General features: G+C 70.7%; 30 protein-coding genes. 11 read left to right on the top strand and 19 right to left on the bottom strand.

The window, feature by feature from the left end; translation table 11 throughout:
- Positions 1-42: 42 nt before the first annotated feature.
- Positions 43-558 (top strand): GNAT family N-acetyltransferase, encoded by a 516-nt coding sequence (locus ACFW47_RS05885; protein WP_386304957.1) that lies wholly within the window; start codon positions 43-45, stop codon positions 556-558.
- Positions 559-802: 244 nt separating this feature from the next.
- Here ACFW47_RS05885 and ACFW47_RS05880 read toward each other — a convergent pair whose 3' ends face one another.
- The 6 genes from ACFW47_RS05880 to ACFW47_RS05855 form a co-directional block, all read right to left on the bottom strand.
- Positions 803-1,498, bottom strand: coding sequence for a demethylmenaquinone methyltransferase (locus tag ACFW47_RS05880; RefSeq protein ID WP_073725332.1), 696 nt, complete (start codon positions 1,496-1,498; stop codon positions 803-805).
- Positions 1,499-1,541: 43 nt separating this feature from the next.
- Entirely contained in the window at positions 1,542-1,691 is a 150-nt protein-coding gene (locus tag ACFW47_RS05875; RefSeq protein WP_386281765.1) for a hypothetical protein, read from the bottom strand.
- A gap of 108 nt (positions 1,692-1,799) precedes the next feature.
- Entirely contained in the window at positions 1,800-2,399 is a 600-nt protein-coding gene (locus ACFW47_RS05870; protein WP_386281767.1) for a hypothetical protein, read from the bottom strand.
- Between the two features lie 7 nt (positions 2,400-2,406).
- Positions 2,407-3,606, bottom strand: coding sequence for a cyclic dehypoxanthinyl futalosine synthase (gene mqnC, locus ACFW47_RS05865; RefSeq protein ID WP_386304955.1), 1,200 nt, complete (start codon positions 3,604-3,606; stop codon positions 2,407-2,409).
- A gap of 78 nt (positions 3,607-3,684) precedes the next feature.
- Positions 3,685-4,422, bottom strand: a complete 738-nt coding sequence (locus ACFW47_RS05860; RefSeq protein WP_386304954.1) for a prepilin peptidase — start codon at positions 4,420-4,422, stop codon at positions 3,685-3,687.
- On the bottom strand, positions 4,419-7,406 hold the full coding sequence (locus ACFW47_RS05855) for a BTAD domain-containing putative transcriptional regulator (protein ID WP_386304953.1): 2,988 nt from the start codon (positions 7,404-7,406) through the stop codon (positions 4,419-4,421). Before ACFW47_RS05855 ends, ACFW47_RS05860 begins: the two co-directional genes overlap by 4 nt.
- A gap of 281 nt (positions 7,407-7,687) precedes the next feature.
- On the opposite strand from ACFW47_RS05855, the gene ACFW47_RS05850 reads away from it, so the two are divergent.
- Together ACFW47_RS05850 and ACFW47_RS05845 are read left to right on the top strand one after the other, a co-directional pair.
- The gene (locus ACFW47_RS05850) at positions 7,688-8,347 is read left to right on the top strand and encodes a hypothetical protein (RefSeq protein ID WP_386304951.1); all 660 of its coding nucleotides are present in this window, start codon (positions 7,688-7,690) and stop codon (positions 8,345-8,347) included.
- Entirely contained in the window at positions 8,344-9,429 is a 1,086-nt protein-coding gene (locus ACFW47_RS05845) for a hypothetical protein (protein ID WP_386304949.1), read from the top strand. Before ACFW47_RS05850 ends, ACFW47_RS05845 begins: the two co-directional genes overlap by 4 nt.
- Here the strand turns inward: ACFW47_RS05845 and ACFW47_RS05840 are convergent.
- Positions 9,419-9,586, bottom strand: a complete 168-nt coding sequence (locus tag ACFW47_RS05840) for a hypothetical protein (RefSeq protein ID WP_386281779.1) — start codon at positions 9,584-9,586, stop codon at positions 9,419-9,421. The genes ACFW47_RS05845 and ACFW47_RS05840 overlap by 11 nt on opposite strands.
- Positions 9,587-9,626: 40 nt before the next feature.
- Positions 9,627-10,052, bottom strand: coding sequence for an ATP-binding protein (locus ACFW47_RS05835; RefSeq protein WP_386281781.1), 426 nt, complete (start codon positions 10,050-10,052; stop codon positions 9,627-9,629).
- A 216-nt stretch (positions 10,053-10,268) separates the two neighbouring features.
- Between ACFW47_RS05835 and ACFW47_RS05830 the strand changes: the two genes are divergently transcribed.
- From ACFW47_RS05830 to ACFW47_RS05800, 7 genes are all read left to right on the top strand, one after another.
- Positions 10,269-11,120, top strand: coding sequence for a helix-turn-helix domain-containing protein (locus ACFW47_RS05830; RefSeq protein WP_386281784.1), 852 nt, complete (start codon positions 10,269-10,271; stop codon positions 11,118-11,120).
- Between the two features lie 10 nt (positions 11,121-11,130).
- Positions 11,131-11,322 (top strand): DUF397 domain-containing protein, encoded by a 192-nt coding sequence (locus ACFW47_RS05825; RefSeq protein ID WP_386304947.1) that lies wholly within the window; start codon positions 11,131-11,133, stop codon positions 11,320-11,322.
- Positions 11,323-11,396: 74 nt separating this feature from the next.
- Positions 11,397-12,986: a putative adhesin gene (locus tag ACFW47_RS05820; RefSeq protein ID WP_386304945.1), complete on the top strand. Its 1,590-nt coding sequence runs from the start codon at positions 11,397-11,399 to the stop codon at positions 12,984-12,986.
- Positions 12,987-12,999: 13 nt separating this feature from the next.
- Positions 13,000-13,416, top strand: coding sequence for a DUF4279 domain-containing protein (locus ACFW47_RS05815; protein ID WP_386304943.1), 417 nt, complete (start codon positions 13,000-13,002; stop codon positions 13,414-13,416).
- 662 nt (positions 13,417-14,078) lie between these two features.
- On the top strand, positions 14,079-14,537 hold the full coding sequence (locus ACFW47_RS05810) for a hypothetical protein (protein ID WP_386305228.1): 459 nt from the start codon (positions 14,079-14,081) through the stop codon (positions 14,535-14,537).
- Between the two features lie 19 nt (positions 14,538-14,556).
- Positions 14,557-14,892: a hypothetical protein gene (locus tag ACFW47_RS05805; protein ID WP_386281795.1), complete on the top strand. Its 336-nt coding sequence runs from the start codon at positions 14,557-14,559 to the stop codon at positions 14,890-14,892.
- A gap of 18 nt (positions 14,893-14,910) precedes the next feature.
- A complete protein-coding gene (locus ACFW47_RS05800) occupies positions 14,911-15,081 on the top strand; it encodes a hypothetical protein (RefSeq protein WP_386281797.1) in 171 nt (56 codons plus the stop codon).
- Between the two features lie 102 nt (positions 15,082-15,183).
- On the opposite strand, the gene ACFW47_RS05795 is transcribed toward ACFW47_RS05800, so the two are convergent.
- From ACFW47_RS05795 to ACFW47_RS05745, 11 genes are all read right to left on the bottom strand, one after another.
- A complete protein-coding gene (locus ACFW47_RS05795) occupies positions 15,184-16,077 on the bottom strand; it encodes a hypothetical protein (protein WP_386304941.1) in 894 nt (297 codons plus the stop codon).
- Positions 16,078-16,223: 146 nt separating this feature from the next.
- Complete coding sequence (locus ACFW47_RS05790; RefSeq protein ID WP_386304939.1) at positions 16,224-16,880, bottom strand: hypothetical protein; 657 nt, start codon at positions 16,878-16,880, stop codon at positions 16,224-16,226.
- Between the two features lie 62 nt (positions 16,881-16,942).
- Positions 16,943-17,404 carry a TadE/TadG family type IV pilus assembly protein gene (locus tag ACFW47_RS05785; protein ID WP_386281803.1) on the bottom strand — a complete coding sequence of 154 codons (462 nt, stop codon included), beginning with the start codon at positions 17,402-17,404 and terminating at the stop codon, positions 16,943-16,945.
- Positions 17,401-17,853, bottom strand: coding sequence for a TadE/TadG family type IV pilus assembly protein (locus ACFW47_RS05780; RefSeq protein ID WP_386281805.1), 453 nt, complete (start codon positions 17,851-17,853; stop codon positions 17,401-17,403). Before ACFW47_RS05780 ends, ACFW47_RS05785 begins: the two co-directional genes overlap by 4 nt.
- Complete coding sequence (locus ACFW47_RS05775; protein ID WP_386281807.1) at positions 17,854-18,315, bottom strand: TadE family protein; 462 nt, start codon at positions 18,313-18,315, stop codon at positions 17,854-17,856.
- 59 nt (positions 18,316-18,374) lie between these two features.
- On the bottom strand, positions 18,375-18,635 hold the full coding sequence (locus tag ACFW47_RS05770; protein ID WP_386281809.1) for a hypothetical protein: 261 nt from the start codon (positions 18,633-18,635) through the stop codon (positions 18,375-18,377).
- Between the two features lie 109 nt (positions 18,636-18,744).
- Positions 18,745-19,668 carry a type II secretion system F family protein gene (locus ACFW47_RS05765; protein ID WP_386281811.1) on the bottom strand — a complete coding sequence of 308 codons (924 nt, stop codon included), beginning with the start codon at positions 19,666-19,668 and terminating at the stop codon, positions 18,745-18,747.
- Entirely contained in the window at positions 19,665-20,672 is a 1,008-nt protein-coding gene (locus ACFW47_RS05760; RefSeq protein ID WP_386305227.1) for a type II secretion system F family protein, read from the bottom strand. Before ACFW47_RS05760 ends, ACFW47_RS05765 begins: the two co-directional genes overlap by 4 nt.
- 104 nt (positions 20,673-20,776) lie before the next feature.
- Complete coding sequence (locus tag ACFW47_RS05755) at positions 20,777-22,084, bottom strand: CpaF family protein (protein WP_386281813.1); 1,308 nt, start codon at positions 22,082-22,084, stop codon at positions 20,777-20,779.
- On the bottom strand, positions 22,081-22,947 hold the full coding sequence (locus ACFW47_RS05750; RefSeq protein WP_386281816.1) for a hypothetical protein: 867 nt from the start codon (positions 22,945-22,947) through the stop codon (positions 22,081-22,083). The genes ACFW47_RS05755 and ACFW47_RS05750 overlap by 4 nt, the downstream gene beginning before the upstream one ends.
- An 18-nt stretch (positions 22,948-22,965) precedes the next feature.
- Complete coding sequence (locus tag ACFW47_RS05745; RefSeq protein ID WP_386281818.1) at positions 22,966-23,682, bottom strand: hypothetical protein; 717 nt, start codon at positions 23,680-23,682, stop codon at positions 22,966-22,968.
- A gap of 501 nt (positions 23,683-24,183) precedes the next feature.
- Here ACFW47_RS05745 and ACFW47_RS05740 point away from each other — a divergent pair.
- Positions 24,184-25,089, top strand: coding sequence for a hypothetical protein (locus ACFW47_RS05740; protein ID WP_386304937.1), 906 nt, complete (start codon positions 24,184-24,186; stop codon positions 25,087-25,089).
- The last annotated feature ends 37 nt before the right edge of the window (positions 25,090-25,126 follow it).

The raw sequence follows: 25,126 nt of genomic DNA, 5'->3' as shown, positions 1-25,126 counted from the left end.
GTCTATTCAGCGACACCCATGTCCCGGCTGAAGGGCTGCCCAGTGAACCGAGCTCTGCCCGTTGTACGGTTGCGCGTTCCCACCGACGAGGACGCGGTCGCCTGGCACCGGATCTTCGACGATCCGGACGTCATGGAGTTTCACGGCGGGAGGTCCGCGGAGCTGTCGGTCTACGAGGAGCTCACCGCCCGTCAGCGCCGGCACGACGCGGAGCACGGCTTCTGCCTGTGGACCATGGTGGACGAGGCGGGCACGGTCATCGGCTTCACCGGCGCCCAGCCGTGGCCCCAGGACTGGGGCCCCAAGGGCGAGATCGAGATCGGCTGGCGCCTGGGGCGGGCGCACTGGGGCAAGGGGTACGTCACGGCGGCGGCCCGGCAGACGCTGGGACGGGTGCGTGCCGCGGGCGTCGCGGAGGTGGTCGCGATGGTCGACGCCCGCAACACCCGGTCCATCGCGGTGACGGAGCGGCTGGGCATGCGCCTCGCCGAGGTCTTCACCACCCCGGCCTCGCAACAGCAGGGCCACTGCTACCGGCTCCCGCTGCACCTCCGGTGAGTCACCGCAACCAACGGTCGCAGTAAGCCGCTTGGTGCTTCCGGGCGGTGCGCGGCGGCGTTGCTCTGCCGGGTTCCGCTGGGGGGACGTCCGTGCGTGCGCCTGGCGCCCAGGGACGTAGGCGTACCGCGCCTGGTCGGCCTGACGGCCGCGGACGCGCGCGAGGAGGTCCAGGCGGGCCTGTCCCAGTACGCGCCGGACGCGGCAGAACCAGAAGCGGGCGGACCCCCGTGCTGCGCGCTCCTCAGCCCGCCTTGAATCCCCGGTGCAGCGCCACCACGCCGCCCGTCAGGTTCCGCCACGCCACCTTCGACCAGCCGGCCTTGCCCAGCCGCTCGGCGAGCGCCGGCTGGTCGGGCCAGGCGCGGATGGACTCGGCGAGGTAGACGTACGCGTCGGGGTTGGACGACACCGCGCGGGCCACCGGCGGCAGGGCGCGCATCAGGTACTCGGTGTAGACGGTGCGGAACGGCGTCCAGGTGGGGTGCGAGAACTCGCAGATGACGACCCGGCCGCCGGGCCGCGTCACCCGGTACATCTCGCGCAGTGCCGCGTCGGTGTCCTGCACGTTGCGCAGCCCGAAGGAGATGGTGACGGCGTCGAAGGTGTCGTCCCGGAACGGCAACCGGGTCGCGTCGCCCGCGGTGAACGGCAGCCAGGAGTGCCGTTCCTTGCCCACCTGGAGCATGCCGAGGGAGAAGTCGCAGGGGACGACGTAGGCACCGGTGCGGGCGAAGGGCAGGGAGGAGGTCGCCGTGCCCGCCGCGAGGTCCAGCACCTTCTGCGCGGGGCGGGCGTCGACGGCCCGGGCGACCGCCTTGCGCCACGCCCGGTCCTGGCCGAGCGAGAGCACGGCGTTCGTCAGGTCGTACCGTTCCGCGACGTGGTCGAACATCGAGGCGACTTCGTGCGGCTGCTTGTTCAGGGAGGCGCGGGTCACGGGCCCATTGTTGCAGCACGCGTCCCTCCCGGCGCGGACGGGCTCACGGCGGCAGGCGCGGCCGCCTGCGCGCGGCTGCGTCCTCACCCCCCAAGAGCACCACGAACACCACGGTCAGGACCCGGCCCACCCCCAGCAGGAACCACTGGCTGTCCAGCGGCAGGTACGCCGCGAAGGCGGGCGCCTCCCACACCGGTCGGTCAGCGGGACGGCCACCGGCGGCGGGCGAGCCCCGCGAAGCCGAGCGCGAGCCGCGGCACGGGGGAGACATGGCGCGCCCGGCCCGCGTCACCGTGCGCGCTCAGCGCCCCCGGTACACCAGACGGCCGCCCACGACGGTGACCACGCACGTGGACGCGCCGTCCCGCACGAGCGCGGCCCGGTCGGGTACGTCGAACACCGCGAACCGGGCGGGTTTCCCGGGGGCGAGCCCAGGAAGCAGCACGAGCGGAACCGGCGAGAAGGAGGGGGGCCCGGGCAGGCCGGCCGGACGCCCCGCCAGAGCGAGCCCCGCCCCGCGTACCGCGTCCAGCGCCGCGCGACTGCGCAGCTCACCGGCGACGGCGACCGTTCCGTGCGCCAGCATGCGCTGTACCCCTCGGCGTGCGCTGGCGCCCCGCGCTGACGGGTTCGCACCGAGGAGTGCGAGCGCGCGCTCCCCGAAGATCGGCTCGGTGCCCAGCCGGTCCGCCTCCCGCGGGTCGGGGTGGTACGCCTGCTCCAGCAGTTCCGGGCCGTACGGGTTGACCAGTCCGGGCGTCAGGATGCCGGGCCACCGGCGCACCCGCGCCCGCGGGTGGTCGGCGGCCAGTGCCTCGTACGGGCCGACGGCGGCGAGCTGCGCGCCGTCGACCACGACGGCCGTCTCGGGCGAGGCTTCACAGGCGTGGATCGTGAGCACGACGGCCTCAGTTGGGGGCGAGCAGCTTCAGCTCGGGGTGGGCCGTGCCGCCCTCGATGGCGGTGGACGAGATGTGCGAGACGACGCGCTCGTCGACGGGGTCGTTCGCCGGGTCGTCGTGCACGACGAGGTGCTCGTACGTCGTGGCCCGCTGCGCCGGGACGCGCCCCGCCTTGCGGATCAGGTCGATGATCTCCAGCCGGTTGGACCGGTGCTTGGCGCCCGCGGAGGAGACGACGTTCTCCTCCAGCATGATCGAGCCGAGGTCGTCCGCGCCGTAGTGCAGGGAGAGCTGGCCGACCTCCTTGCCGGTGGTCAGCCAGGAACCCTGGATGTGGGCGACGTTGTCGAGGAAGACCCGGGCGACGGCGATCATCCGCAGGTACTCGAAGAGCGTGGCCTGCGTACGGCCCTTCAGGTGGTTGTTCTCGGGCTGGTAGGTGTACGGGATGAAGGCGCGGAAGCCGCCGGTGCGGTCCTGCACGTCCCGGATCATCCGCAGGTGCTCGATGCGCTCGGCGTTGGTCTCGCCGGTGCCCATGAGCATGGTGGACGTCGACTCCACACCCAGGTTGTGGGCGATCTCCATGATCTCCAGCCACCGCTCGCCGGACTCCTTGAGCGGGGCGATCGCCTTGCGCGGACGCTCGGGCAGCAGCTCCGCCCCGGCCCCGGCGAAGGAGTCGAGCCCGGCGGCGTGGATGCGCTGGATCGCCTCCTCGACCGACACCTTCGAGATCCGCGCCATGTGCTCGACCTCGCTCGCCCCCAGGCTGTGGATGACCAGCTCGGGGAACTCCTTCTTGATGGCGGCGAAGTGCTTCTCGTAGTACTCGACGCCGTAGTCCGGGTGGTGGCCGCCCTGGAACATGATCTGCGTGCCGCCCAGCTCGACCGTCTCCGCGCAACGGCGCAGGATGTCGTCGAGGTCGCGGCTCCAGCCCTTCCTGGTGTCCTTGGGGGCCGCGTAGAAGGCGCAGAACTTGCACGCCGTGACGCACACGTTCGTGTAGTTGATGTTGCGCTCGATGATGTACGTCGCGATGTGCTCACTGCCGGCGTACTTGCGCCTGCGTACGGCGTCGGCGGCGGCGCCCAGCGCGTGCAGCGGGGCGTCCCGGTAGAGGTCGAGCGCCTCTTCGGGGGTGATCCGCCCACCGGCGGCGGCGCGGTCGAGGATGGGCTGAAGGTCGGCCTTCTCGGTCACCGGCGTCCCTTTCGCAAGGTTCGTAAGGGTTGTGGACAGACGCGACCAGCGTACGCCAGGGGTTTTGTCCGTCGGTCGTCAGGCCGCGTAGGCCCCGGCCAGGACGCCGAGGAAGGCGCCGGCGATCAGGAACGGCCCGAACGGGATGGCCGTCTTGCGCCCCGCCCGCCGGGCGACGACGAGGGCGCCGCCGTACAGCGCGCCGAGCAGGAATCCGGCGAAGGTGCCGAGCATCAGGGTCGGCCAGCCGTACCAGCCGAGGACGGCCCCGGCGGTGAGGGCCAGCTTCACGTCGCCGAAGCCCATGCCGGCCGGGTTGATCACGAAGAGGACGCCGTAGCCGCCGCCGAGGGCGAGGGCGCCCAGCACGGCGGTGGTCCACTCCCCCGCGTGCTCGGGCACGAGCGCGGCGAGTCCGAGGAGGACGAGCGCGGCGCCGGCGAGCGGCAGGGTGAGGGGGTCGGGCAGGCGCCGTACCCGCAGGTCGACGGCGGCCAGCAGTACGCCGACCGGGGCGAGCAGCAGCCAGACCGCCACCTCCGGGCGGGTCCCGGTGGCAGCGGCGAGGGCGGCGCAGACGAGGGCGGTGACGGTGGCGAGGGCGGCGGTGCGGGGGCCGTAGGACGCCCGGCCGGCCGGGCACTGCCCGCACCGGGCCCGCCCGAGCCAGCCCGGCACGGGATGCTCCTGCGGACACCGCTCGCGCCACGCCTCCCCCGACGGGGCGGAGAACCGGTACGCGGCCCGCGGCAGCAGCGCCCCCGCCACCACGCCCCACAGCGCGGCGACGAGGACGACCAGGAGGCCGAGGCTCATCCCGCCGCCGCGACGCGGTCGCGCCAGGTGGGCAGCAGTTCGTCCAGCAGCGCCTCGGTGCGCGGCGGCAGCCCGCGGGCGCCGCTGCGGTCGACGAGGTCGGCGGCCAGGGCGTGGAGGCGGTCGGTGTCGTCGGTGGCGTGCGTGGCGCGCAGCAGTTCGTGCCACAGGCGCTCGTCGGCGGGGGCGGTGCGCAGGGCCGCGTTCAGCGCCTCGATGGCCTTCTCCGCGCGGTTCTTCTCCAGGTGGAACTCGGAGAGCGCGAGCCCGGTGTCCGCGACGAGCAGCGGGAGCTGGGCGTCGACGATCTCGTGGGTGAGCCAGCGGTAGCGGCCCTCGGGCCGGTCGGCGAGCAGCGGCCCGCGCACCAGTACCAACGCGTCGGTGAGCAGCCGTCCGCGCACCTGGCGGCTGCCGGCGCCGCGGCCCTGCGTGGCCTCGTGGTAGAGGGAGCGCAGGACGTCGAGGTCGGAGACGACGGACTTGGCGAGGGTCAGTCGTCCCGTGGCGTCGGTGCCGAGCCGCGGGGTGCCGTCGGGATCGGTCCCGAGCCACGCCCGCAGCCGTTCCAGCAGCGCGTCGCGCACGTCCGCCGTCACGCCGCGCGGCCACAGCGCGGAGGACAGCACGCGCGGGTGGACGCCCTCGCGGTGCAGCAGCAGCAGCGCCAGCGCCTCGTGGAGCAGGGCGCTGCGGTCGCCGTCGGGCGCGTCCAGACCGATGATCTCGTACGGCCCGACGAGGCGGGCGTACACGGCGGGCCGCCCCTGCTCGCTGATGTCGACGAGGAAAGGCGGGCGGTTGGCCGCGCCACCCGACCCCCCGGCCCCTCCGGGACCGCGCTCGGGGTCGGCGTCGGTGAACAGCTCGACGACGGCCCGCTGCTGGGCGGCCGGCAGCATCTGCGCCTCCAGCTCCAGCCCGAGGAGCGGCGCGAGCAGCTTGCCCTCGCCGGTGATCTGCATCTCCCAGGCGGCGCCCGGGAGGTCGGTGCCCTCGGTGCCGACGAGGTAGCCGATGCCCAGGCGACTGGCGTCGGCGGCGAGTTCGGCGAGCCGCAGGGCGTCCTCGTCGGAGGGCTGGGCGGCGAGCAGGACGAGGTGCGGGGCCCAACGCGTGTGCTGGGCGGGCCCGGTGCGGCCGGTGAGGACGGAGTCGTGTCCGGCGGCGCCGAGCGCGCCGCGCCGCTGCCGGGTCTCGGCGGACATGGTCTCGAAGAGGTCCTCGAACCCGTCGAGGTGCCGGATGCGGTTGGGCGCGAGCGGCGTGAGGTCGTCCCCGAAACCGACGAGCGTGATGGTCATGCGGTCGGACCAGCCGTTGGTGGCCAGTTCGGCGGCGACCGACGCGAAGACGGCGGTCCGGTCGGCCTCGGTGCCGCCGAGCGAGACGATGCCGGGCACCGACTCCAGGTTCAGCAGCAGCCGGGAGTCGTCCATGGTGCCGAGGCTGACGAGTCCGGGGTACGGCGCGGCGGTGTCGGCGTCCTCGTACCGCTCGGCGTCGGCGCGGGCCAGCATCCAGAAGGTCTGGTCCTGCCCGAGCTGCCAGGGCGTCGGCGGCTTCCCGGCGGGCTGGGCGAGTTGCAGGTGCAGGTCTCCGTTGCCACCCATCCAGGCCGCGTACACGACCGGCAACGGCCGCGACTCGGCGGCGAGTGCGGCGGCGAGCCCGCGCAGCGCCCGGTCCAGCAGGCGTACGCCCTCGGGATCCGCGCCGACGAGCAGCGCGTCCTGCACGTCCTGGGCGTCGCCGGTCGGTGTGGGCGGCTCCATGCCGCGCCGCCCGCCGACGCTGCCGAGTGCCGACTGCCACAGCGCCTGCCGGCGCCGGCGGCCGAGGGCGCCGAGGAGACCGGCGGCGAGGAGGGGGGCGGCGAGGAGGGCTTCGGGGAGGCCGAAGGAGTGGCCGGCCGCGGCGGGGGTGGCTTGCTCGTGTCCGGTGGCGGGCGCGGGCCGCTGCTCGGGGAGGGAGACCTGGGCGTTGTCGCCACCGCCCTGGGCACCGGCCCCGGGGGCGGCACCACTGCCGGCACCGCCGCCACCGCCCTGTGCGTGGTCGCCGGTCTGGGCGTAGTCGCTGATTTGCTGCTGCACCTGCTCGGAGACGTTCGGCGCCTCGTCGGGCATTTCGACGAGCTCGCCGCCACGGGCGTCGCCGGGCATCTCCATGATCCATCCAGGCCGGATGAGGCTGGCCTCGGACAGCCTGGACCCGTCCGGCTGCACACGGTCCTTGTTGAGCTCGAAGATCTCCTTGTACCGGCGTCCGTCGCCGAGGTGCCGGTCGGCGATCTCCCAGAGGGAGTCGTGGTGGCGTCCCTCGGGAGGCTGGATCCGGTAGTACTTCGTGTCGCCGTGCGCGGCGGAGGCACCGTCCGCTCGTGCCGCGGCCTGACCGGCCTGCTCGGCGACGGCGCTCGCCGTCCCGGCGGCCTGCTCCTGCTGCTGGGCGAAGATCCCCGGCGTCTGCTGCGCCGCCGCCACGGAGGGCTTCTGGTTCCCCTCCATGCTCTGCCCGAGCTGCGACAGCCCCGGCGTGAGGCTGGCCGCGGTGGCGCCGACCAGCAGCAGCGCGGCGACGAGCTGCCGGGCGAGCAGCTGACTGGGCCCGGACCCGGGCACCCGCCCCGGCACCCCGACGCCGGACAGCGCGGCCTTGACCTCGACGAGCACGCAGGCGGTGAACTGCGCCCAGGCGAACCAGACGACGACGGTCAGGATGTTCAGGAAGGTATGGACGGTGATCTCACGCTGCAGCCAGTCGAGGCTGGGCGCCCCGCCCGGCAGCGGCCACCCGGCGGTCATGGCCAGCGCGAGGGGCACCCCGACGACCAGCACGAGCAGCACGACGAACGCGAGGAACGCCTTGACGAAGTCCCCGAACGACCGCCGCCGCACCCGCACCGGCTGCGGCGTCCGGTTCCTCGGTGCCGCCGAGGGAGCCGTCGAGCTTGCGGAGCTTGAGGTGCGGCGTCGCGGCATGGGCGGTGTCCTGGGTCGTGGGCCGTGTCGGGGAGGACGCGGAAGCGTCCGGTATGAGGGATGTGCTGAGCCTACAGAGATCTTATGGACTACCGCCGACACCGTCGAAGGCCCGCGTGAGCAGGCCACCGCGACATCCGTCTGCTTAACACCTTTTGCCCCGTAACGCCGTCGGCCCCTTCACCGCCCCCACACAATCCCCAGAAACCGGCCAGGCCCCCTGCACCACCCCCTGATAGCTTCGTTCCCTCTCGCAACGCCGTACCCCGGGGGGAACAACCGTGGCCCGCAGCGCCCTCACCATCACCGCCGCCACCTTCACCGCGACGGCGGCACTGCTCCTGACCGCGTGCGGCGGGGGCGGGGACGACTCGTCGTCGGAGGACATCAAGGGGGCGGACAGAGGGACGAGCAGCCCTTCGGCCTCGGCGTCCGCGCCCGCGGATACCGACCAACCGGACCTGAGCCTGCCGGGCGACCTGCAAGTCGAATTCGACGCCCCCCAACCGCCCGAAGACCGTCACGCGGCGGCACTTGAGAACGCCAAGAACTACATCCTGGCTCTGAACCACGGCATCACCGCCCAGGACCCGGAGGACCCCGCCTACCAGTTCTACTCGCTCGGCAATGCCGCCAAGTACGCCAAGCAGCAGATCCAGGCGTGGGTGGAAGACGAGTGGACCGCCACCGGAACGGACAGCTACTACCAGACCCGGACCGATGACGTCGGGGACTCCGGTGGCGTGCTCGTCACGATGTGCCGGGACCAGAGCAAGTTCTTCGGCAAGAACGTCAAGACCAACAAGGTCAAGTACACCGAGGGCAGCCTCAACGACTACCAGGAGTTCCGTCTCCTGATGAAGCCTCCGCAGGCCTCTCAGAAGATGTGGAAGGTCCTGCAGATCGAAGTACAGGGGCGAGTGAAGGAGTGCCGACGATGACCGCCAGGCCCCTCGTTCTGCGCTGCGCCTCCGCTCTGGCCGCAGCGGCCGTCCTGGGGCCCGCAGGGGTCGCACACGCGGCGGGCCCGGAGGACAACACCACGGTGCCGCCCGCCGACCAGCCGAGTGGCAACACGACCGGCGACGGGACACTGTCGGCTTCGGTCTCTCACATCCAGGTGACGTACGTGAGCGGGGGCGACGGCGGTGGCGAGCAGGGCAACCTCGGCACGGTCGACCCCGACTGGGAACCTCCGGCCTGTTGGTACGAACCCATTTTCACACCCGCCCAGCTCAAGCATTTCGTCGAGACGGACAGCGGGGGCGACGTGGGCATCCACGAGTCCTGGTGGGGCAAGGGGCTGTGGACCGACCACTACCGAGACGGGAAGCCGGCGGACAACTTCGATCTGAACTCGCCCACCAACAGCTCCGCGGAAGGTTACGAGGACTACAACCTCGGCGAGGACGGACACTTCTGGCGTGGCGTCGCACCCGACCCCACGGACCCGGATTCCTGGGACTGCGGCCGGATCATGTTCTGGGTCGAAGCGGGTGAGCTGCCGAACGACCCGAACAGCCCCACACCGCAGACTCTCGCGGAGTACGCCTACGACAAGGTCAGGGTCCCCGAGACCGAGGTCGAGCTGAAGCCCGCCGCCAAGTCCACCGTGAACCTCCCCACCTGGGTCTGGCTCGACAAGGGCACCTTCAAGGAGGTCAAGGTCCGCGCCGAACTCCCGAACACGGGCCTGTGGGCGGAGACGACCGCCAAGCCGGTCGCCCTCCACCTGGAGCCCGGCACGGACGACGCGGAGACCTTCCCCGCCTCCGGCGACTGCGAGATCAACGCCGACGGTTCCATCGGCACGCCGTACACGAAGGGCAGGGCGGACGAGACCCCGCCCTGCGGCATCCGCTACCTCCGCGCCTCGAACGGCGAGCCGTACCAGCTGAAGGCGTCGGTCACCTGGGAGATCTCCTGGGAAGGGTCCGGCGGCACCGCGGGCGACCTCCCGGACGGCACCTTCGAGACCACGCAGGACATGCAGGTCCAGGAGATCCAGTCCATCAACCGCTGAACAGCTCCTCGGCCCGCTCCGCGGTCACCGCACGCTGGGCCCAGACCTCGAGCTGGTCCATGTCCGCGACACGCCCCTCCTCACGTCCCTCCACCCAGCCTTCCTCGCGCACCTTCTCGGCCACCGGGTTGCTGAAGAAGTAGCGGGTCTCCGACATCAGGTCCCTCCAGATCTCCCTCCTCACGGCGATCAACGCGCTATGCCGCGACGAGGTCACACCACACGTACTTGCCCCGGTTCCCGCCCCTGGCCAGCGGGTGCCACCCCCACACGTCGGCGCACGCCCGCACCAGCGCGAGCCCCCGCCCCTCCTCCGCCTCGGCGAGCGACGCCCACTTCCCCGGCGGTTCGGGCGGTTCGGGGTCGGCGTCCCACGCCCCCACCCGCAGCACGCCGGCCGCCCACCGCACCCGCAGCGCGGCGGGTCCCTTCGTGTGGCGTACGGCGTTGGAGACCAGCTCGGTGGCGAGTAGTTCGGCGGTGTCCACGAGGCGGATGAGGCCATGCATGGTGAGGATCAGGCGGAGGGTGCGGCGGGAGACGGTGACCGCGCGGAGGTCGTTCGGGATGTAGAGGGTGTACTCCCAGGGGGCGGCCGGGTCGGTCGGCAGGGCTTCAGGCATGGGTGAACTCCGATCAAGTGAAGGGAAATTTGGCCGGTGGCATCGCCGCCTCGCCACGGCATGGGGAGGCGGTGCACTTCCGGCACCGATGACCGCTCAGCGTGTCCAGCGTGTCACCGACGGTAGAGCAAAAATTTTTCCCACCGCAAGCCGTTGCCTTAATCTGACCCCGTAAGCGGTACAGCCGAGGGGCGAGTTGGGAGGGGGTGGGGTCGCGTGGCGCCCAGAAGTCGACCGACGGCGCGGCAGGTGCGCCTGGGTACGGAGCTACGCAGACTGCGAGAGGCTGCAGGGCTGAAAGCCCGTGAAGTGGCGGGGCTGCTCAGCTCGACTTCGGCCCAGATGAGCCAGGTCGAGGCCGGCTTCGCCGGAGTGAGCGAGGAGCGCGTGCGCAGACTGGCCACTCACTACGCCTGCGCCGACGACACCCTGGTCGACGCCCTGGCAACGATGGCCACCGAGCGCACCCACGGCTGGTGGGAGGAGTTCCGGGGTGTCCTTCCCCCGGTCTTCCTCGACGTCGCCGAAGTGGAACACCACGCGACATTCCTGCACGAGGTCGTGATCACGCACGTGCCCGGCCTGCTGCAGACCCCGGACTACGCTCGCGCGGTCTTCGGCTACATGGTCCCGGAACTGCCCGACAGCGAGCTGACTCCGCGTGTCGAGCACCGACTGAGGCGCCGTGCGGTCATCGAGCGTGTCCCACCGGTCCCGTACGAGACCGTCGTTCACGAAGCCGCGCTGCGCATCCGCGTAGGCGACCGCAAGGTAACTCGTACCCAACTGCAGAGGATTCTGGACGAGACGGACAGGGAGCACGTCACGGTACGAGTCGTCCCGTTCGACACGGATCATTTCGCCGGTGCCAGCGCCGCCATGATGCATGTGGGCGGGCCGCTGCCACGCCTGGACACCGTACTTCGCGACTCCCCCAGCGGCACCGCCTTCCTCGATGCCGAGTCCCAGCTCGATCGCTTCCGGGTCCTGTTCCGTAAAGTGAAGAAGGCTGCACTCGACCCCGCCCGGACGCGGGACTTCATCCATCAGCTGGCGAAGGAACTGTGAGGCTCGCGGCGTGACCGGACCCACCGACTGGCGAAAGTCCTCCTACTCCGAGGGCGGCGACGGCAACACCTGCGTGGAGATAGCCCCCCTCGCCACCCGCGTCGCGATACGCGACTCGAAGGCCCCCTCCCAGGGCACACTGACCGTCCCGCTCGAAGCCTTCACCGCACTCGTCCATAACCTCAAAACGGCATCCCACTGACCCTCCCCACCCGTGCGATAAGTTCATACGCACGTTCCAAGCAGTAGGCATCGCACGTGCACGGGGAGACCACGGTGTCGCACAGGCCGACGGACTGGCACGTACTCGACCTGGAGAAGGACCCGGCCCCGGGCGACCCGCAGCGCATACGCAAACTCGCCGGCACCCTGCACGACTTCGCCGATGACGTGGCGGAGGCCCTCCGAGACCTCAAGGGCATAGCCAAGGAGGACGAGATCCTCTCTTGGGCGGGCAAGACGGCGGACGTGTTCGCCGAGGAGTTCGAGGACGCCCCGAAGAAGCTCCGGAAACTGAAGAAGTCGTACGGCCTGGCAGGCGACGCGCTGGCAAGCTTCTGGCCCGACCTCCAGGACGCCCAGGAAAAGGCCGACAAAGCCCTGCGCGACGGCCGTAAGGCGCGCGACGAACTCACCGCCGCCCAGACGGCGTTGTCGGGAGCGAACGACTGGGTCCGCACCGCTGCCGAGAAGGTGGACTCCTACGCCCCCGCGAAAAACGGCGGCAAGGACGTCCCCAAGCCCGACGAGGCCGACGTACGGCGGGCCACCCGCGACGCCCAGCACGCGAAGGCCCGCCAGGTGGCGGCCGAGCGGAACGTCGAGAACGCGAAGGACGCCCTGGACGCGGCCAAGAAGCTCGCCGCCCAGGCCATGGGGCTGCGCGAGGACGCCGCGCGCCGGACGGTGACCAAGCTTCAGGAGGCGTCGGACGCCGGTATCCCGAACCGGCACTGGTGGGAGGAGATCGGCGACTGGGTCTCCGACCACTGGGACGAGATCGTCACCGTCTGCAAGTGGGTCGTGGCCGTCGTCGGGATCATCGTGATGATCGTGGGCGGCCCGCTGGGGTGGCTGGTGTTCGCGGCGGCCCTGGTCGTGATGGCCGACACGATAAGAAAGGTCATCAAAGGCGAGGCCGGCTGGGGCGACCTCCTATGGGCGGCACTGGACTGCATACCCGCGACCAAGGGCATCACGAGCCTGGCGAAGCTCGGCAAGCTGTGGAAGGCGGGCGGACTGAAGGCGCTCGGCGCCGGGTTCATGGGCGGCATCGGCGGTGGCCTGAAGAACCTCGCCGACGGGCTGCGCGGCATGGGAGCGGGGACCCGGAACATCTTCCGCGGCCTCGACGGATCATGGCTGAACAAGGCGACGTCGAGGGGTTCCGGGGGCGCTCTCCCCTCGATGGACCAGATCAAGCAAGCCCTGATCCAGCTGAATCCGCAGCTCTCGAAGAAGGTTTACACGTCCGATCAGGGCCACTACTACGCGACTCGGGTCTTCCAGGGCGGAAGGACCGATGAGACGGTACTGGCCGGGCACGGCTTCCTGGAAGAGGGCGCGGGCACCATCCGAATACCGGAAGGCACGTCCATGTCGTTCTATGTGGAACACGGAGACCGGCTCGGCGGCCTGGACGGACTCACCGTAGAGGCCGGCGTTTATCCGGGAGAAGCGCTGCAAGTGGCTCGGTCCGGAGACGTCATTCCCAATTACACGCTGGCTGCTCCGGCAGGCAGCGGGGGCGGCTCCTTCAGCGTATTCGAGAACTCGGTCACCGTTGCTGAACGGACCAGGCTGGACGAGCTGCTCCAGCCCGGTATGGGGAACGTACACTGGGCGGCGTGCCGTGAGATCTTCTGAAGGAGCCGGGCGAATGCAGTGGGACCACGAGGAAGGTACCTGGGCGGAAACGGGCGTGCAGTTGGTCGTCCGCAAGGCCGACCTCGACCCTTCCCTTCTCACAGAGGTGATCCGGACGCCCCCGACCTCGTTGTCCGCCCCGGACGCGGACAGTCGGCAGGCCGGTCGGCCCCAGGAAGGCGTCTGGTCGCTGGCCGTGCACAAAAGGTATGCGGGAGGGGTGAACGAGCAATTTTTGGAACTGCTCGCACAAATCGAACCCTACTCCTCCGGCATCAATCGCCTGGCCGCACAAGGGTATGAGATCACGATCAGCGTCACAGGCTTCGTGGGAAACGGCAGCAGCTTTACGCTGACTCCTGATGTGGTCTCCCGAATGGCCGCCCTGAACGTGCCACTCACCATTTCTCCGAGCACAAGTGACCGATAGCGAGAATGATGACGATCTCGGCCCCTTCGTGGGACAGCCCGACAGCGGCTCTGCTCATCTCCGGTAGGGACCTGGCCCCGCAGGACGTCACCCGAACGCTCGGTATCACCCCGTCACTCACCCGTGAGCCGACGGTGGCTTCCCGCTTCCGCCCGGGCGAGGGAGTGTGGGCGGTCCAGGTCACCGCCCGGCCCGGTCAGGGCCTCGACGGGGCGCTGGACGAACTGGTCGGCCTTGTCTCCGGCAGGCTGCGGAGCATCCAGTCGCTCAGGGAGTCCGGGCTGACGGTGCAGATCGACCTGAGCGGTCACGTGGACGGACGCGCCCGCGTCCCCGTCTCACCGCACAGTCTGTCGCGCGTGGCGGCTCTGGGCCTTCCGCTGTCCTTCACCACCAGCGCAGTCCCGTCCGAACGCTCCGAGGAGGCGTGGGACTGGCTGCCCGAGGCAGACGGCTCTCACCGCGCTCCCGCACCTGACCCCGACGAGGAAACGCACCCCCCGGCGGCACCGGCCCCCGTCGGTGTGTCGCTTGCGGTCCCCGACACGTGGTGGGAGTTCGACATCCGTCCGGAAGGCCGGGAGGCGACCATCCGCGGCCTCGTCGACGAGCGCGTCCGCGAGTTGCCCGAGCTGGCCCCGTACCGGACCGAACTGACCGCCATGCTCCGCAAGATGGCGAAGGACGCGTACGACTCCGGTGCCGTCTATCTGGGCTGCATGGCCGAGAACTTCGACGGCGTGCCGCTCTCCGCGACCGTCACCGTGTCCGTCCTCGGCGCCAAGAACGAACAGGGCGTGGTCCTCTCCACCGACCCACGGGCCATCGCCGAGAGTCTGCGTACGATCACCCCTCGCCGTGACGGGGACGCCTGGCGCACGGTCACGACCGTGGACATCCCCGGAGTCGGCACGGCGGCGCGGACGTACGGTGTCGAGGACGTGCCCGTGGCCCAGGGTGACAGTCGTACGCTGCGCATGGTGCTGACCCAGACGTACATTCCCGTCCCGGGAACCGCCGACCAGGTCGTCCTCGTCTCCGGGGCCAGCCCGGTACTGGATCTCGCCGAGGCGTTCCACGACATCTTCGACGCGGTGACCAGCACCTTCCGTTTCGTCTGACAGTTGGGGGCTTCGGGCCATGGGCAAGGGCAAGAGCGACCTCGCGCTGCCGCTCTCCGAGATGGAGGACTACGGGCGCCGGCTGCGGTCGCTGAAGACGCGGCTGAACCACACCAAGAAGCTCTTCGAGTCGTACAAGGACGACATCGGCGACGGCAGCGTCAACGACGCCCTCGGCGACTTCGAGTCCAACTGGGAGGACGGCCGCGAGGACATCACCCAGCAGCTCGACGCCCTCGCCGACATGTCGGACGCCGTGGTCCGGGAGTTCAAGAAACTCGACGACGACCTCGCCAAGAAGGTCAGCGGCTCGGTGAAGACGGAGGACAAGCGGGGCGGCGGTGGCGAGAAGTAGGCGCGTGGGGAGCGGACGGTGGCTTTCTCTGCCCGGGTGCCCTCGGGCGACGTCCGGCTCGACCTCCGCGACGAGGTCTTCCACGGGACGCGTACCGGCGACCGCTTCGTCCCACTGGCCGCTGATCCGGCTTCTCAGCGGCCCAGGCAGGGGGCCTTGCCGCCAGAGATCCGCAAGTACTTCGGCTGAGGGCCTGGACTGGCGGGCGTGAGGAGCCCTCAGTGGTCATGGGTACTGCCCGGGGCGAGCGGACCGAGGGCTCCTTCGCAGACGCGGTGAGGGACCAGACCCTCAGCGGTTCACCGACTGGATCTCCTGCGCCGTCACGTCCTGCGTCGCGCCGAACGTGCCGTCCGGGAGGTCGCCGCCCTCGCCCGTGGTGCTGGTCCACGAGATCTTCCAGGTGACGGTCGCCCGCAAGGCGTACGCGCCGTCGGAGCCGGAGGCACGGAGGTAGGTGACGCCGCAGGGCGGGGTGTCGTTCGCCTTGCCGTCCGCGTACGGCTCCCCGATGCTGCCGTCGGCGTTGATCTCGCAGTCGCCGGAGGCGGGGTAGGTGCGGGCGTCGGCGGTGCCCGGGTCGATGTGCAGGGAGACGGGCTCGGCGGTGGTGGTGGCGGAAAGGCCCGTGCCGGGGAGGCTCGCGGTGACGGAGATCTTCTTGAACCTGGCCTCGTCGAGCCAGATCCAGGTGGGGAGGTTCACCTTCGTGGCTCCGGCCGGCTTCATCTCGATCTCGGTGCCGGGGACGGGGAGTTCGTCGTAGGCGTACTCGGCGAGGATCTGGGGCGAGACCGCGAGCGGCTCGGGCGGTGTGACCCCGTTGTCCACCCAGAACGGCGGCTTGTCACACTCCATGGCCTCCGGATCGTCCTTGCGGTTCGGATTGATCGCAGCCGCCCAGAACATGCCCTCGCCCTGCTTGTCGAGGTTGTAGTTCTTGTACGGCTGCCCCTCCTTGTAACGCTGGTCCAACATGTCGCCCACGAAGTCGCCCACGCTCCCGATGAGCGGCAACCCGCTGATACCCCGCCATGCCTTGACGGTGGCTTGGATCTCCTTGGGCGAAAAGGCGGGTTCGTACCAGCACGCCGGTGGCGTCCAGTTGCTGTCGGCCGACGAGAGGTTGCCCGTCTTGCCGGTGCTGGGGGTCCCGTTGACCGTCGTACGGATCCTCGTCTCCACCGTGATGTTCTTGCCTTGGAGGTTCCCCTTGGAATTGCCCAGGCTGCTCCCGTCTTCCGTCTTGCCTCCGGCCTGAGCAGCCGTCGGGACCAGGACAATCGGGATGACGAGCGCAGCGACTACGGAAACGTGCCGACGCTGACGGTTCACGGCTGGCACTTCTCCGCTCCTCGCTCCGAGACCACGTTGGTGGTCTGCCAGACGCCGTCGGCGTTCTTCTGCACGCGCGCGCTGTACGAGACGTAATCGTCCGCGTCGCCGGGCGTCTTCTTGACCTCCTTGGTCTTGCGGTCCTTGCTGTACGACTTCGTCTCGTCACCGCAGTACGTCACGGTGGCCGCGTTCTCACCGCTCAGGGTGACCTCGCGGTCGTAGTACCGGGTGGACCCGGTCCAGGTCGTGCCAGCTTCGTAGAAGGACTGGACGTAAGACGCGGCCGCGATCAGTGCGTTGTCCTTGCTGTAGAACTTCAGGGCCGGGTGTTCCTCGGCATCCACGGTGATCGCCTCGTCGATCGAGTTGATCATCCGCTCGTTGTCGGCCAGCACCGCGTCCTTGACCGGATCACCCGTCGAGCCGCCCTCGAAGACGTTCTTCACGTCCGACGGCAGCTTGATCTCCGGACGGTCGACGCCGTCCTCGCTCACCGACGGGGACGGCGAAGGGGACGCCGAAGCCCCCGTGTCAGCCCCCGCGATCTTGTCCTTGCCGGAGTCCTCGGAGTCCGAGCCTCCGCAGCCGGAGAGGAGCAGGGTGACCGCTGCCGTCAGGGCGGCGGCGGCGATGGTCGGGTGTGTGCGCATGAGAGTCGTACCTCCGTTGGTGGGGGGATGGAAGCGAGGGGCGGAAGCGGGGCGGCGTGCGGTCAGCCCACCTCGTTCTCCGCCACCGCCTGCCCGTGGACGACCACGTCACCGCTGTAGAACATCCCCGTGAAGACCGGGGAGTAGGTGAGCTGCACCTCGACCTGCACCTGCTCCGCGTCGGCCACCACGCAGTGCGTCCCGGCGATGTCCGCGCCGGTCATGTCCATCTCGGCGGCGAAGGCCTTGACCCTCGCGTCGCAGTTCTCGTAATTGATGGGGGCGGGGCCGCCCACGTCGTCGTAGAGGGCCTCGCGGTCGATGTCCTGGGCGGCGTAGCGGGCGGCCTGCTCGGCGATGTCCGCGGCGCGCTCCCGCTTGGAGATGGACATGCCGCCGTCGATGACGAAGGCCGAGAGGGCGAGGAAGACCAGGGCGAAGATGATGACCGCGCCGGCACCCGAGCCACGGTCGTCCAGGTGGGCGCGCAGGTGCGCGATCCTGCCGCGTACGAGGGATCTCACGCCGTCCTCCGGTACGGGTCCAGCGGGGAGCTGAAGGTCGCCGACAGCCTGGTGGGGATGTCGAGGCCGATCATCGCCAGGCCGCGTACCTCGCAGCTGACCTCCACCGTGAAGAGGGTGTCGGGCTCGAAGCCCGCGCTCTTCTGGACGACCGAGACCGGGCCGGAGCACACACCGCCCAGGTTGGCCTCGGCGGCCCTCTTCGCCTCGGCGATCGCCGTGCCGTGGTCCTTCTGGATCGAGCCCGCGCGTGCCGCGTCCCGGGCCGCGCCGTCGAGGGCGCCGCGGCCGTCGACCAGCTGGCCGAAGGCCACCAGGACCAGGATGAAGAGGATCATCACCGGGGCGAGGATGACCACCTCGATGGTGGACAGACCGTCGTCGTCCGCCGACACCCGACGGCGGCCTTCGAGCGCCGTCGGTGCGAGAGCCCGCAGGGAGACACGCATCTAGTTCCCCCCGTCCTCGACGAAGCGCTCCACCGGCCCCATCGACTCCGCGTGCACCGTCAGGTCCAGTCCCGGGAACACCGTCGGGATGCGTGCCGTGATCTCCACGCCGACCGTGTCCTGTTCCGGCTGGAGCATCTTCACGTCCGGTGCGATGACCAGCTGGGGACCCAGCTGGCTGATGTAGCTGTCCACCACGTCCCGTGCCTCGCCGCGCCAGGCGCCGGGCTGGGCGTCGGCCGTCGCACGGGCCTTGCGCGCGCCCGCCTGGGCCGCCGCCTGTGCCACGTGGTCGGCGAAGAAGTACAGCCCGAACTGCACCGTCGCGAAGATCATGAAGAACAGGACCGGGGTGAGCAGCACGAACTCGATCGCGGTCATGCCGGAATCGCCGCGGGTGACCGCCGCTTCACGCGCGGTCTCCACTCTGCGGCGCACCCGTCTCAGCATGCTGCCCGGCATCCCCGGTTTCCCCGGCATCCCCGTCGTCCCCGTCGTCCCCGTCGTCCCCGTTCGCGCGGTCAGCAGGTGCCGTTCGCGTTGGCGCCCCGGATGCAGTCGCCGACCTTGTTGGCCCCGTCGTCCAGCGCCTGCGTGATGATCGCGGCCACGACCCCGACGATCGCCACGACGACCGCGGAGATGATGACCCACTCGACCGCGGAAGCGCCGCGGTCCAGTTCGCCGGAGCGGGCGCGCTCCACGCGGGCCTTGAAGAAGGTGATCAGGAAGTCCACGGGCACGACGCCCGTGGTGCCGGTGCGGAAGTTCCGTCCGTTCATGGTGGGTTCTGTCCTCTCGTATCAGTTTCTGGAAGCGAAGCCGCTCCGGAGCCTTGGAAGTCTCTGGAGCACGTACAGCTCCTGGAGCCTCTGGAGCTGGTAAGCCGCGTCACACCTGAAACACCCGCATAGCCGCCGGATAGATCAGGAACACCAGGAACCCGGCGCACAGCAGGAGCTGGGCCACGAGCATCGACTGGGACTTCTCGCCCGCGCTGCCCTCGATCTCGGCGAGTTCGCGGTGCCGCATGGTCTCGGCGCGGGAGGCGAGGGACTCACGGACCTTGGCGCCGTCGTCGGCCACCAGGGCGAGGGAGGCGGCGAGGTCCTTGAGCTCCTCGACGCCCAGGTCCTCGCCGAGCTGGCCGAGCGCCTGCCACTGGCTGATGCCCGTGATGCGGGCGTCGGCCAGGGCGTTGCGGATGCGGTGGGTGGCCCAGCCGTCCGACACCTCCGCCGCCGCCATCAGGGCCTCGGGCAGGCCCCGGCCGCCGGCCAGGCTCATGGAGACCAGGTCCAGGTACGCGCCGATCACGCGCCGCAGGTCACGGCGCTTCTCGGCGGCGTCCCGGCGTACCTCCAGGTCGGGGAGGAAGAAGAAGAGCGCGGCGCAGAGCAGGGCCAGCCAGACCGGGATGATCGGACTGTCGCCGAACCCGAGCTGCCACACGATCGCGAAGAGGAAGGGGCCGAAGAACAGGCCGCCCACGGCCAGCAGCGTCTTCGTCGCCAGGAACTTCTCCCAGCTGCGGTCCAGCACCGCCAGGTCGGCGCGCAGCGAGCGCAGCTCCCAGCCCTGCTGCAGGTACAGCTCGGCGACACGGGCACCGACCTGGGCACGCAGTGTGCCCAGGCGGCCGGTGTCCTTCGCCGTGCGCGACGACGACTCGTACGCCGTCCCGCGCGCCCGCATCGCGTCGATACGGGCGACCTGCTGGACCGGGCTCCGCCTGCTCGGCATCAGCGCGCGGACCAGGGCGTAGACGCCCAGGCCGAGGACAGCGCCGACCAGGACCGGCATCGTCAGGTTCATCGTCGTACCCCCTCGTCCCCAGACGCCTGCGACTGCTGGGACGGTTGCGGCAGGCGCTGCGCGGTCTGGGCCACCGGCTGAGCGGCCCCCTGCGCCGGCTGGCCCGGCGTACGGGGGCGCACGAACTGGACGTCCGAGCCGTCTCGGACCAGGAAGCGTTCCGGGGTCTCGATGGTCGACAGCTTGCGCAGCCACCAGAAGCCCAGCGCGAACAGCCCGCAGACACAGGCCAGGACGAGCTGGCCGACGGGTGAGCCGTACGGCTCGACGAAGTCCCGGTTGAAGATGGACAGGCCGAGGACGAACAGCACCGACACCGCTACGACGATCTGCACCGAGCGGCGGGTCGAGGCGCGCTGGGCCATCACCCGCTGACGCATGTCGACCTCCTCGCGCGCCGACTTGGCGAGCGCGCCGAGGACCTGGCGCAGACCCGGGCCGCGCAGCCGCGCGTTGAGGATCAGCGCGGCGACGATGATGTCGGCGGACGCGTCGTCGATCTCGTCGGCGAGGTGCTGGAGCGCGTCGGGCAGCGGAGTGCGCGAGCGCAGCCGGTCGACCAGGGCGTCCAGGTGGGGGCGGAGTACGGGCGCGGCGGCTCGGGCGGAGGCCGGGATGGCCTGCTCCAGTCCGACCGCGCCGGCGATGGTGTCGCGCAGGGATTCCGTCCAGGAGGCCAGGGCCTCCACCCGCTTCATGGCGGCGCGTTCCTCGGCGGCGCCGCCGAAGAGGCGGTCCCAGAAGAAGACGAGGACGCCGGCGGCGATGCCCAGTACGGCCCAGCGGGTGACGAGCAGGACGGCGAGGCCGACGATGGCCGCGAGGGAGCCGCGCTGACCCGCCCAGCGGATCAGTTCGCCGGCCCGCTCGGCCGCCTGGCGCTTCTCGTGCTCGGGCTTGGCGGGCAGACCGCGTACGGCGACCATGAGCAGCGCGATGCCGCCGCCGACGGCGACGCCGCAGCCGAGCGCGTACAGGACGGTGGTGGAGAACAGGCCGCCCATGGAACCGAGGGAGTCGAGCGCGGCGAGAGCGGTGCCGGTGTCGTGCGTGGTCGTGTGTGCCATGTGCGTCATGTGCGTCATGTGCGTCATGTGCGTCATGTGCGTCACCCCCACGTTCCGTTGGGCCGGTAGCCGTAGGCGATGAGTTCCTCCAGGCAGGCGATGGGGGCGTGCGGGACGACCCGGCCGTCGGGGGCCTCGGCGAAGACCTCGCTGGAGAGCACGCGTCCGTCGACGCCGTTCACCTCGCGGACGGAGGTGACCATGCGCTGGAGGCGTCCGCCGCTGTGGAAGTTGTTGCGCCGCTGGATGAAGACGACGAAGTTGACGGCGCCGGCCACCAGCATCTGGCTGGCCTCGATCGGCAGCCGTTCGGCGGCCTGGAGGGCGTACGTCGAGATGCGGTTGAAGACCTCGTGCGAGCTGTTGGCGTGGATCGTGGAGAGCGAGCCGTCGTTGCCCTGGGACATGGCGTTGAGCATGGTCACGATCTCGTCGCCGAGGACCTCACCGACGATGACGCGGGAGGGGTTCATACGGAGGGACCGGCGGACCAGTTCCGCCATGCTGATGGTGCCCTGGCCCTCGGAGTTGGGCAGCCGTTCCTCGAAGGCGACGACGTTGGGGTGCAGGTCGGGGAAGGTGTCCAGGCCCAGCTCCAGGGCGCGCTCGACGGTGATCAGGCGCTCGTTGGGCGGGATCTCGTTGGCGAGGGCGCGCAGCAGCGTCGTCTTTCCGGCGTTGGTCGCGCCCGCGATCATGATGTTCTTGCGGGCCCGGACCGCACAGGCCAGGAAGTGGCCCAGCTCGGGGGTGAGCGTGCCGTTGCCGACCAGGTCGGAGATGAAGACCTTGCCCATGCGCGCGCGGCGGATGGAGAGCGCGGGGCGGCGGGCGACGTCCATGACCGCCGACAGACGCGAACCGTCCGGCAGGCGCAGGTCCAGCTGCGGGTTGGCGGAGTCGAACGGGCGGGAGGAGAGGCCTGAGTAGGCGCCGAGGATCTGGATCAGCTCGATCAGCTCCTCGTCGGTCTCGGCGACCGGCTCGCCGCGCTCCTCCCGTCCGTCGGAGTAGCCGACGAAGACCTGGTCGCAGCCGTTGATGTCGATGTTCTCGACCTCGGGGTCGTCCAGCAGCGGCTGGAGCCGCCCGACGCCGAACAGCGCGGCGTGCACGGCGGCGGCGTACGCCTCCTCCGTCTCCGCGTCCAGCGGCGTACGCCCGGCGTTGATCTCGGCGCGGGCGTACTCCTCCAGGATCTGCGCGATGACGGCGCGCGCGTACTGCCGCTCGTCCTCGGTGGACATCGGCGTGACGCCGCTGACCTGGTCCTGGCGACGCTGCTCGGCGATGCGGTCGCCGGCGTCCTGCCGGAACCGCTTGACCAACGAGTGGTCGACAGCGGTCATCGGCCGGCCCCCGCGTGGCCGGCCATGCCGGTGCCTGCGGGACCGGTGGGACCGGTGGGCATGGACCAGGCGGCACCGAACTGCTGGTACAGGTCCGAGGTGACCTTGCGGGCCGAGCGGATGAGCAGCGACTTCTCCAGCCGGCCGCGCCTGCGCCCGGCCAGCTGGTCGGCGCCGGCCGGGTCGTCCGCGATGGTGCCGACCACGCGGGCGCCGGTCTGGGCGGCCACCAGCATGTCGTTGACCTGGCCCGACAGCTTGGCGGCGTTGTTGGTGTCGGCGACCAGGACGACGCCGATCAGCGGCATGCCGAGGCTCGCGGCGCCGCGCGGGCCGCCGTGCAGCTTGTTGTTGAGGGCCGCGGCGCGGTCGCGGACGCGGGCGATGGCCTCCGGCTCGGTACGGGAGAGCAGGAGGACGAGCGAGGCGTGCGGGAACAGCTCGGTCGCCGGGGAGTCACCGCTGACGCGGCCGCAGTCGGCGATGACGTCGGCGGGCGCGTCCGGGGAGTCGGCGAGGGAGGCGAAGGCCCGGCCCAGGGTGGGCCACAGGCCGGCGAGACCGGCGGCCTGCTCGGAGATGCCGAGGCCGACGAGGACCTCGAGACCGCCGCTGAGCGGCTGCACGTGGTCCCAGAGCTGGTCGGGCACGAGGCCGCGGCGCGCGGTCGCGGCGATCGACAGCATGCCGGTGTTGGGGTTGAGCGGTCCGCCGTGCGCGGCGGCGGACCGGTACACCAGGTCGCCGCCCGCCGGGTCGGTCTCGGCGAGCAGGACGCGGCGCGGCCAGACCGCCGCGAGGGCGACGGCCGCGGTGGTGACGCCGGGGGAACCCTTGTCGGCGGCGAGGGCGATGAGGGCCATGGGTGGTTTGGTCGCCTTCTACTTGCCGGGGACGCGCACGAGGGCCACCTCGCCGGCGGAGGACGCCGAGGCGAGGGCGGCCGCGTCGGCTTCGTCGACGAGAAGGGTGATGGACTTGCTGCCCGTACTCACGGTGGCGTCGCTGTCTCCCGTGACCTTCTCCACCGAGGCGTTCGCGATCAGGGCGTTCCCGGAGGACGACGAGGAGGAGCCCTGCTCGGAGTCGGAGCTGCTGGTGCCGCGGGAGCCGACCCGGAACGCGGCGACCGTGTCGCCGCCCTTGATGTCCGCGTAGTACTGGCCCTCCTTGAGGGCCACGCCGACGGACGCCTTGCCGGCGGGCATCTTGGGCTCCTTGGCGAACATCTCACCGACCGGGAGGGTGCCCCCGGGAATCATGGTCACCGTCTGGTAGGTCTGGATGGTTTTGAGCTGTGATTCCTTGATGTAGTTGATGCCCGGGTCGTCCGCGACCATCACGATCGTGGAGTTCTGGTCGGTGATCTTGCCGCCCGGCGGAATGTCCTTCGTCACCTTGACGACCTCGACCCGTTCCCCGACCCGCAGCACCAGCATCGTGGCACCCAGCGCGCCCAGCAGGATCAGCAGCACCGCCAGCGCGGCCAGCGCCGGTTTGCGCTCGCGAGGAGGACTGGGAAGCCGGTCACCGACCGACGGCTGAGCCGGAGCCGCGGAACGCCCCGCGCCCGCCCCCGTACGCTCCTGGATCTTCACGCAACCGCTCCCCGTACACCCAAGAAATCGTCTGCCGCGCACTCGCTTGAGCAGCAGTCACCGCTCAAGTACGCGCAATCATCTGTAAATTCGGACACTTAACGCGTGTCCGCCCGACCGATGGCGTCCCGGGACAACCCCTGACGCACCCGCCCGACCTGGGCGAATAGCCAGCAGCGAGGCGGGTGTCAAGCCATCGCACCGTATCAGCCGCACATAAGCCCCTCAAGGCACGCCGGCCCTCTCGGACCTCAGGCCTCACACCGTTACCGGTCCGCAACTTCCGGCGCATACAACCCTTTTGAGAACCGCCCGGAAGCCACCCGGCCCAACTGTGCGCGTGCGAATCGGAACGCGCTGCAGCCGGACACCGTCCGCGTGCTGTTCGTCACGGTGCGGCCATGATGCCTGCACGAATCACTCACGAAGGTACGGACGGCCCGTGCCATGATCTTCGCTCGGACTGATGAAGGGCCGGCACGGCACACAGGGGGAAAGACAATGGGCCTGCTACCGGTGAACGGGGCAGCGCTGGCCGCCGACGCCAGAGCCCTGGCGGCGGTCCGGGCCATCAGCACGCGTCACGGCTTCGACTACACCGACGACGACGCGGTGACCGTGCTCCTCGCCGAGCGGCGGCGGGCACTGACGGCGGAGCAGCGACGGCCTGCGGCAACCCTGGGGGTGCTGGCGCTGACGGCCGGCCTGCTCCTGCCGTGCGCCGTTCCGATGGTCCCGGCACTGGCCGATCACCTCTTCTCCGCGCTCGGCGCCGCCGGGTGTCTGTTCGTCGTCGGCGTGGCCATGATCGTGCACGTGCGCCTCCGCTGGAAGCGTGCGCTGACGGACGGACCGCTCGCCGGCTACCGCGAGGTCCTCGGCGTGGCCCGCGCACACGGCATTCCGCTGACGCACGTACCGGCGTGGCTGGAGGGCCGGTCGTCGACCGGGGGTGGCAATGGCGCGGCGCCGATCCCGGCGTACGCGACGGTCGAGCCGCTGCCGGACGAGGCGCCGCCGGGTGCGGCACCGTTCCCCGCGGCGGACGTCCCCGTCACCGCACCGGTCGCCGTGCCGCCGAAGCCCGAAGCCGTCAGCTCCTACGAGACGATGGCCGACGTCGGCGGCTGGCACGACGAGACGGGCTGCCTGCTCTTCCTGGCCAGCGCCTGCGGCGCGATGTGGGCCGCCACCTCGGACGAACCCGGCGCCTACGCCGCCCTGCTCCTGGTCCCCCTCGCCGTGTACGTCTGGCTCATCGGCCGTCGGCAGGGCAGGGAGAAGGAGCGGTTGCGGGAGGCGGCGCTGGCCTACGTCCAGGAGGTCGCGGCGGCGCAGGCAGCTGGTGCCAAGGTGCCTGAACTCTCCGCAAAGCTGCGGGAACTGGCGGAATCCCCGCACGACTGACCAAACGTTCCACACACCTCATCCCCCGCCCCCACGT

Source organism: Streptomyces sp. NPDC058796, from assembly GCF_042745235.1.
Taxonomy (GTDB): domain Bacteria; phylum Actinomycetota; class Actinomycetes; order Streptomycetales; family Streptomycetaceae; genus Streptomyces.
Note: the sequence above shows the minus strand (reverse complement) of the source record. Positions and strands in the feature narration are given on the sequence as shown.

Coding starts and splice junctions, on each gene's coding strand:
- ACFW47_RS05860 (WP_386304954.1), bottom strand. CDS start 4,422: ATGAGCCTCGGCCTCCTGGTCGTCCTCGTCGCCGCGCTGTGGGGCGTG.
- ACFW47_RS05855 (WP_386304953.1), bottom strand. CDS start 7,406: ATGCCGCGACGCCGCACCTCAAGCTCCGCAAGCTCGACGGCTCCCTCG.
- ACFW47_RS05845 (WP_386304949.1), top strand. CDS start 8,344: ATGACCGCCAGGCCCCTCGTTCTGCGCTGCGCCTCCGCTCTGGCCGCA.
- ACFW47_RS05840 (WP_386281779.1), bottom strand. CDS start 9,586: ATGTCGGAGACCCGCTACTTCTTCAGCAACCCGGTGGCCGAGAAGGTG.
- ACFW47_RS05835 (WP_386281781.1), bottom strand. CDS start 10,052: ATGCCTGAAGCCCTGCCGACCGACCCGGCCGCCCCCTGGGAGTACACC.
- ACFW47_RS05815 (WP_386304943.1), top strand. CDS start 13,000: ATGCAGTGGGACCACGAGGAAGGTACCTGGGCGGAAACGGGCGTGCAG.
- ACFW47_RS05810 (WP_386305228.1), top strand. CDS start 14,079: ATGCTCCGCAAGATGGCGAAGGACGCGTACGACTCCGGTGCCGTCTAT.
- ACFW47_RS05805 (WP_386281795.1), top strand. CDS start 14,557: ATGGGCAAGGGCAAGAGCGACCTCGCGCTGCCGCTCTCCGAGATGGAG.
- ACFW47_RS05790 (WP_386304939.1), bottom strand. CDS start 16,880: ATGCGCACACACCCGACCATCGCCGCCGCCGCCCTGACGGCAGCGGTC.
- ACFW47_RS05780 (WP_386281805.1), bottom strand. CDS start 17,853: ATGCGTGTCTCCCTGCGGGCTCTCGCACCGACGGCGCTCGAAGGCCGC.
- ACFW47_RS05775 (WP_386281807.1), bottom strand. CDS start 18,315: ATGCCGGGCAGCATGCTGAGACGGGTGCGCCGCAGAGTGGAGACCGCG.
- ACFW47_RS05770 (WP_386281809.1), bottom strand. CDS start 18,635: ATGAACGGACGGAACTTCCGCACCGGCACCACGGGCGTCGTGCCCGTG.
- ACFW47_RS05765 (WP_386281811.1), bottom strand. CDS start 19,668: ATGAACCTGACGATGCCGGTCCTGGTCGGCGCTGTCCTCGGCCTGGGC.
- ACFW47_RS05760 (WP_386305227.1), bottom strand. CDS start 20,672: ATGGGCGGCCTGTTCTCCACCACCGTCCTGTACGCGCTCGGCTGCGGC.
- ACFW47_RS05755 (WP_386281813.1), bottom strand. CDS start 22,084: ATGACCGCTGTCGACCACTCGTTGGTCAAGCGGTTCCGGCAGGACGCC.
- ACFW47_RS05750 (WP_386281816.1), bottom strand. CDS start 22,947: ATGGCCCTCATCGCCCTCGCCGCCGACAAGGGTTCCCCCGGCGTCACC.
- ACFW47_RS05740 (WP_386304937.1), top strand. CDS start 24,184: ATGGGCCTGCTACCGGTGAACGGGGCAGCGCTGGCCGCCGACGCCAGA.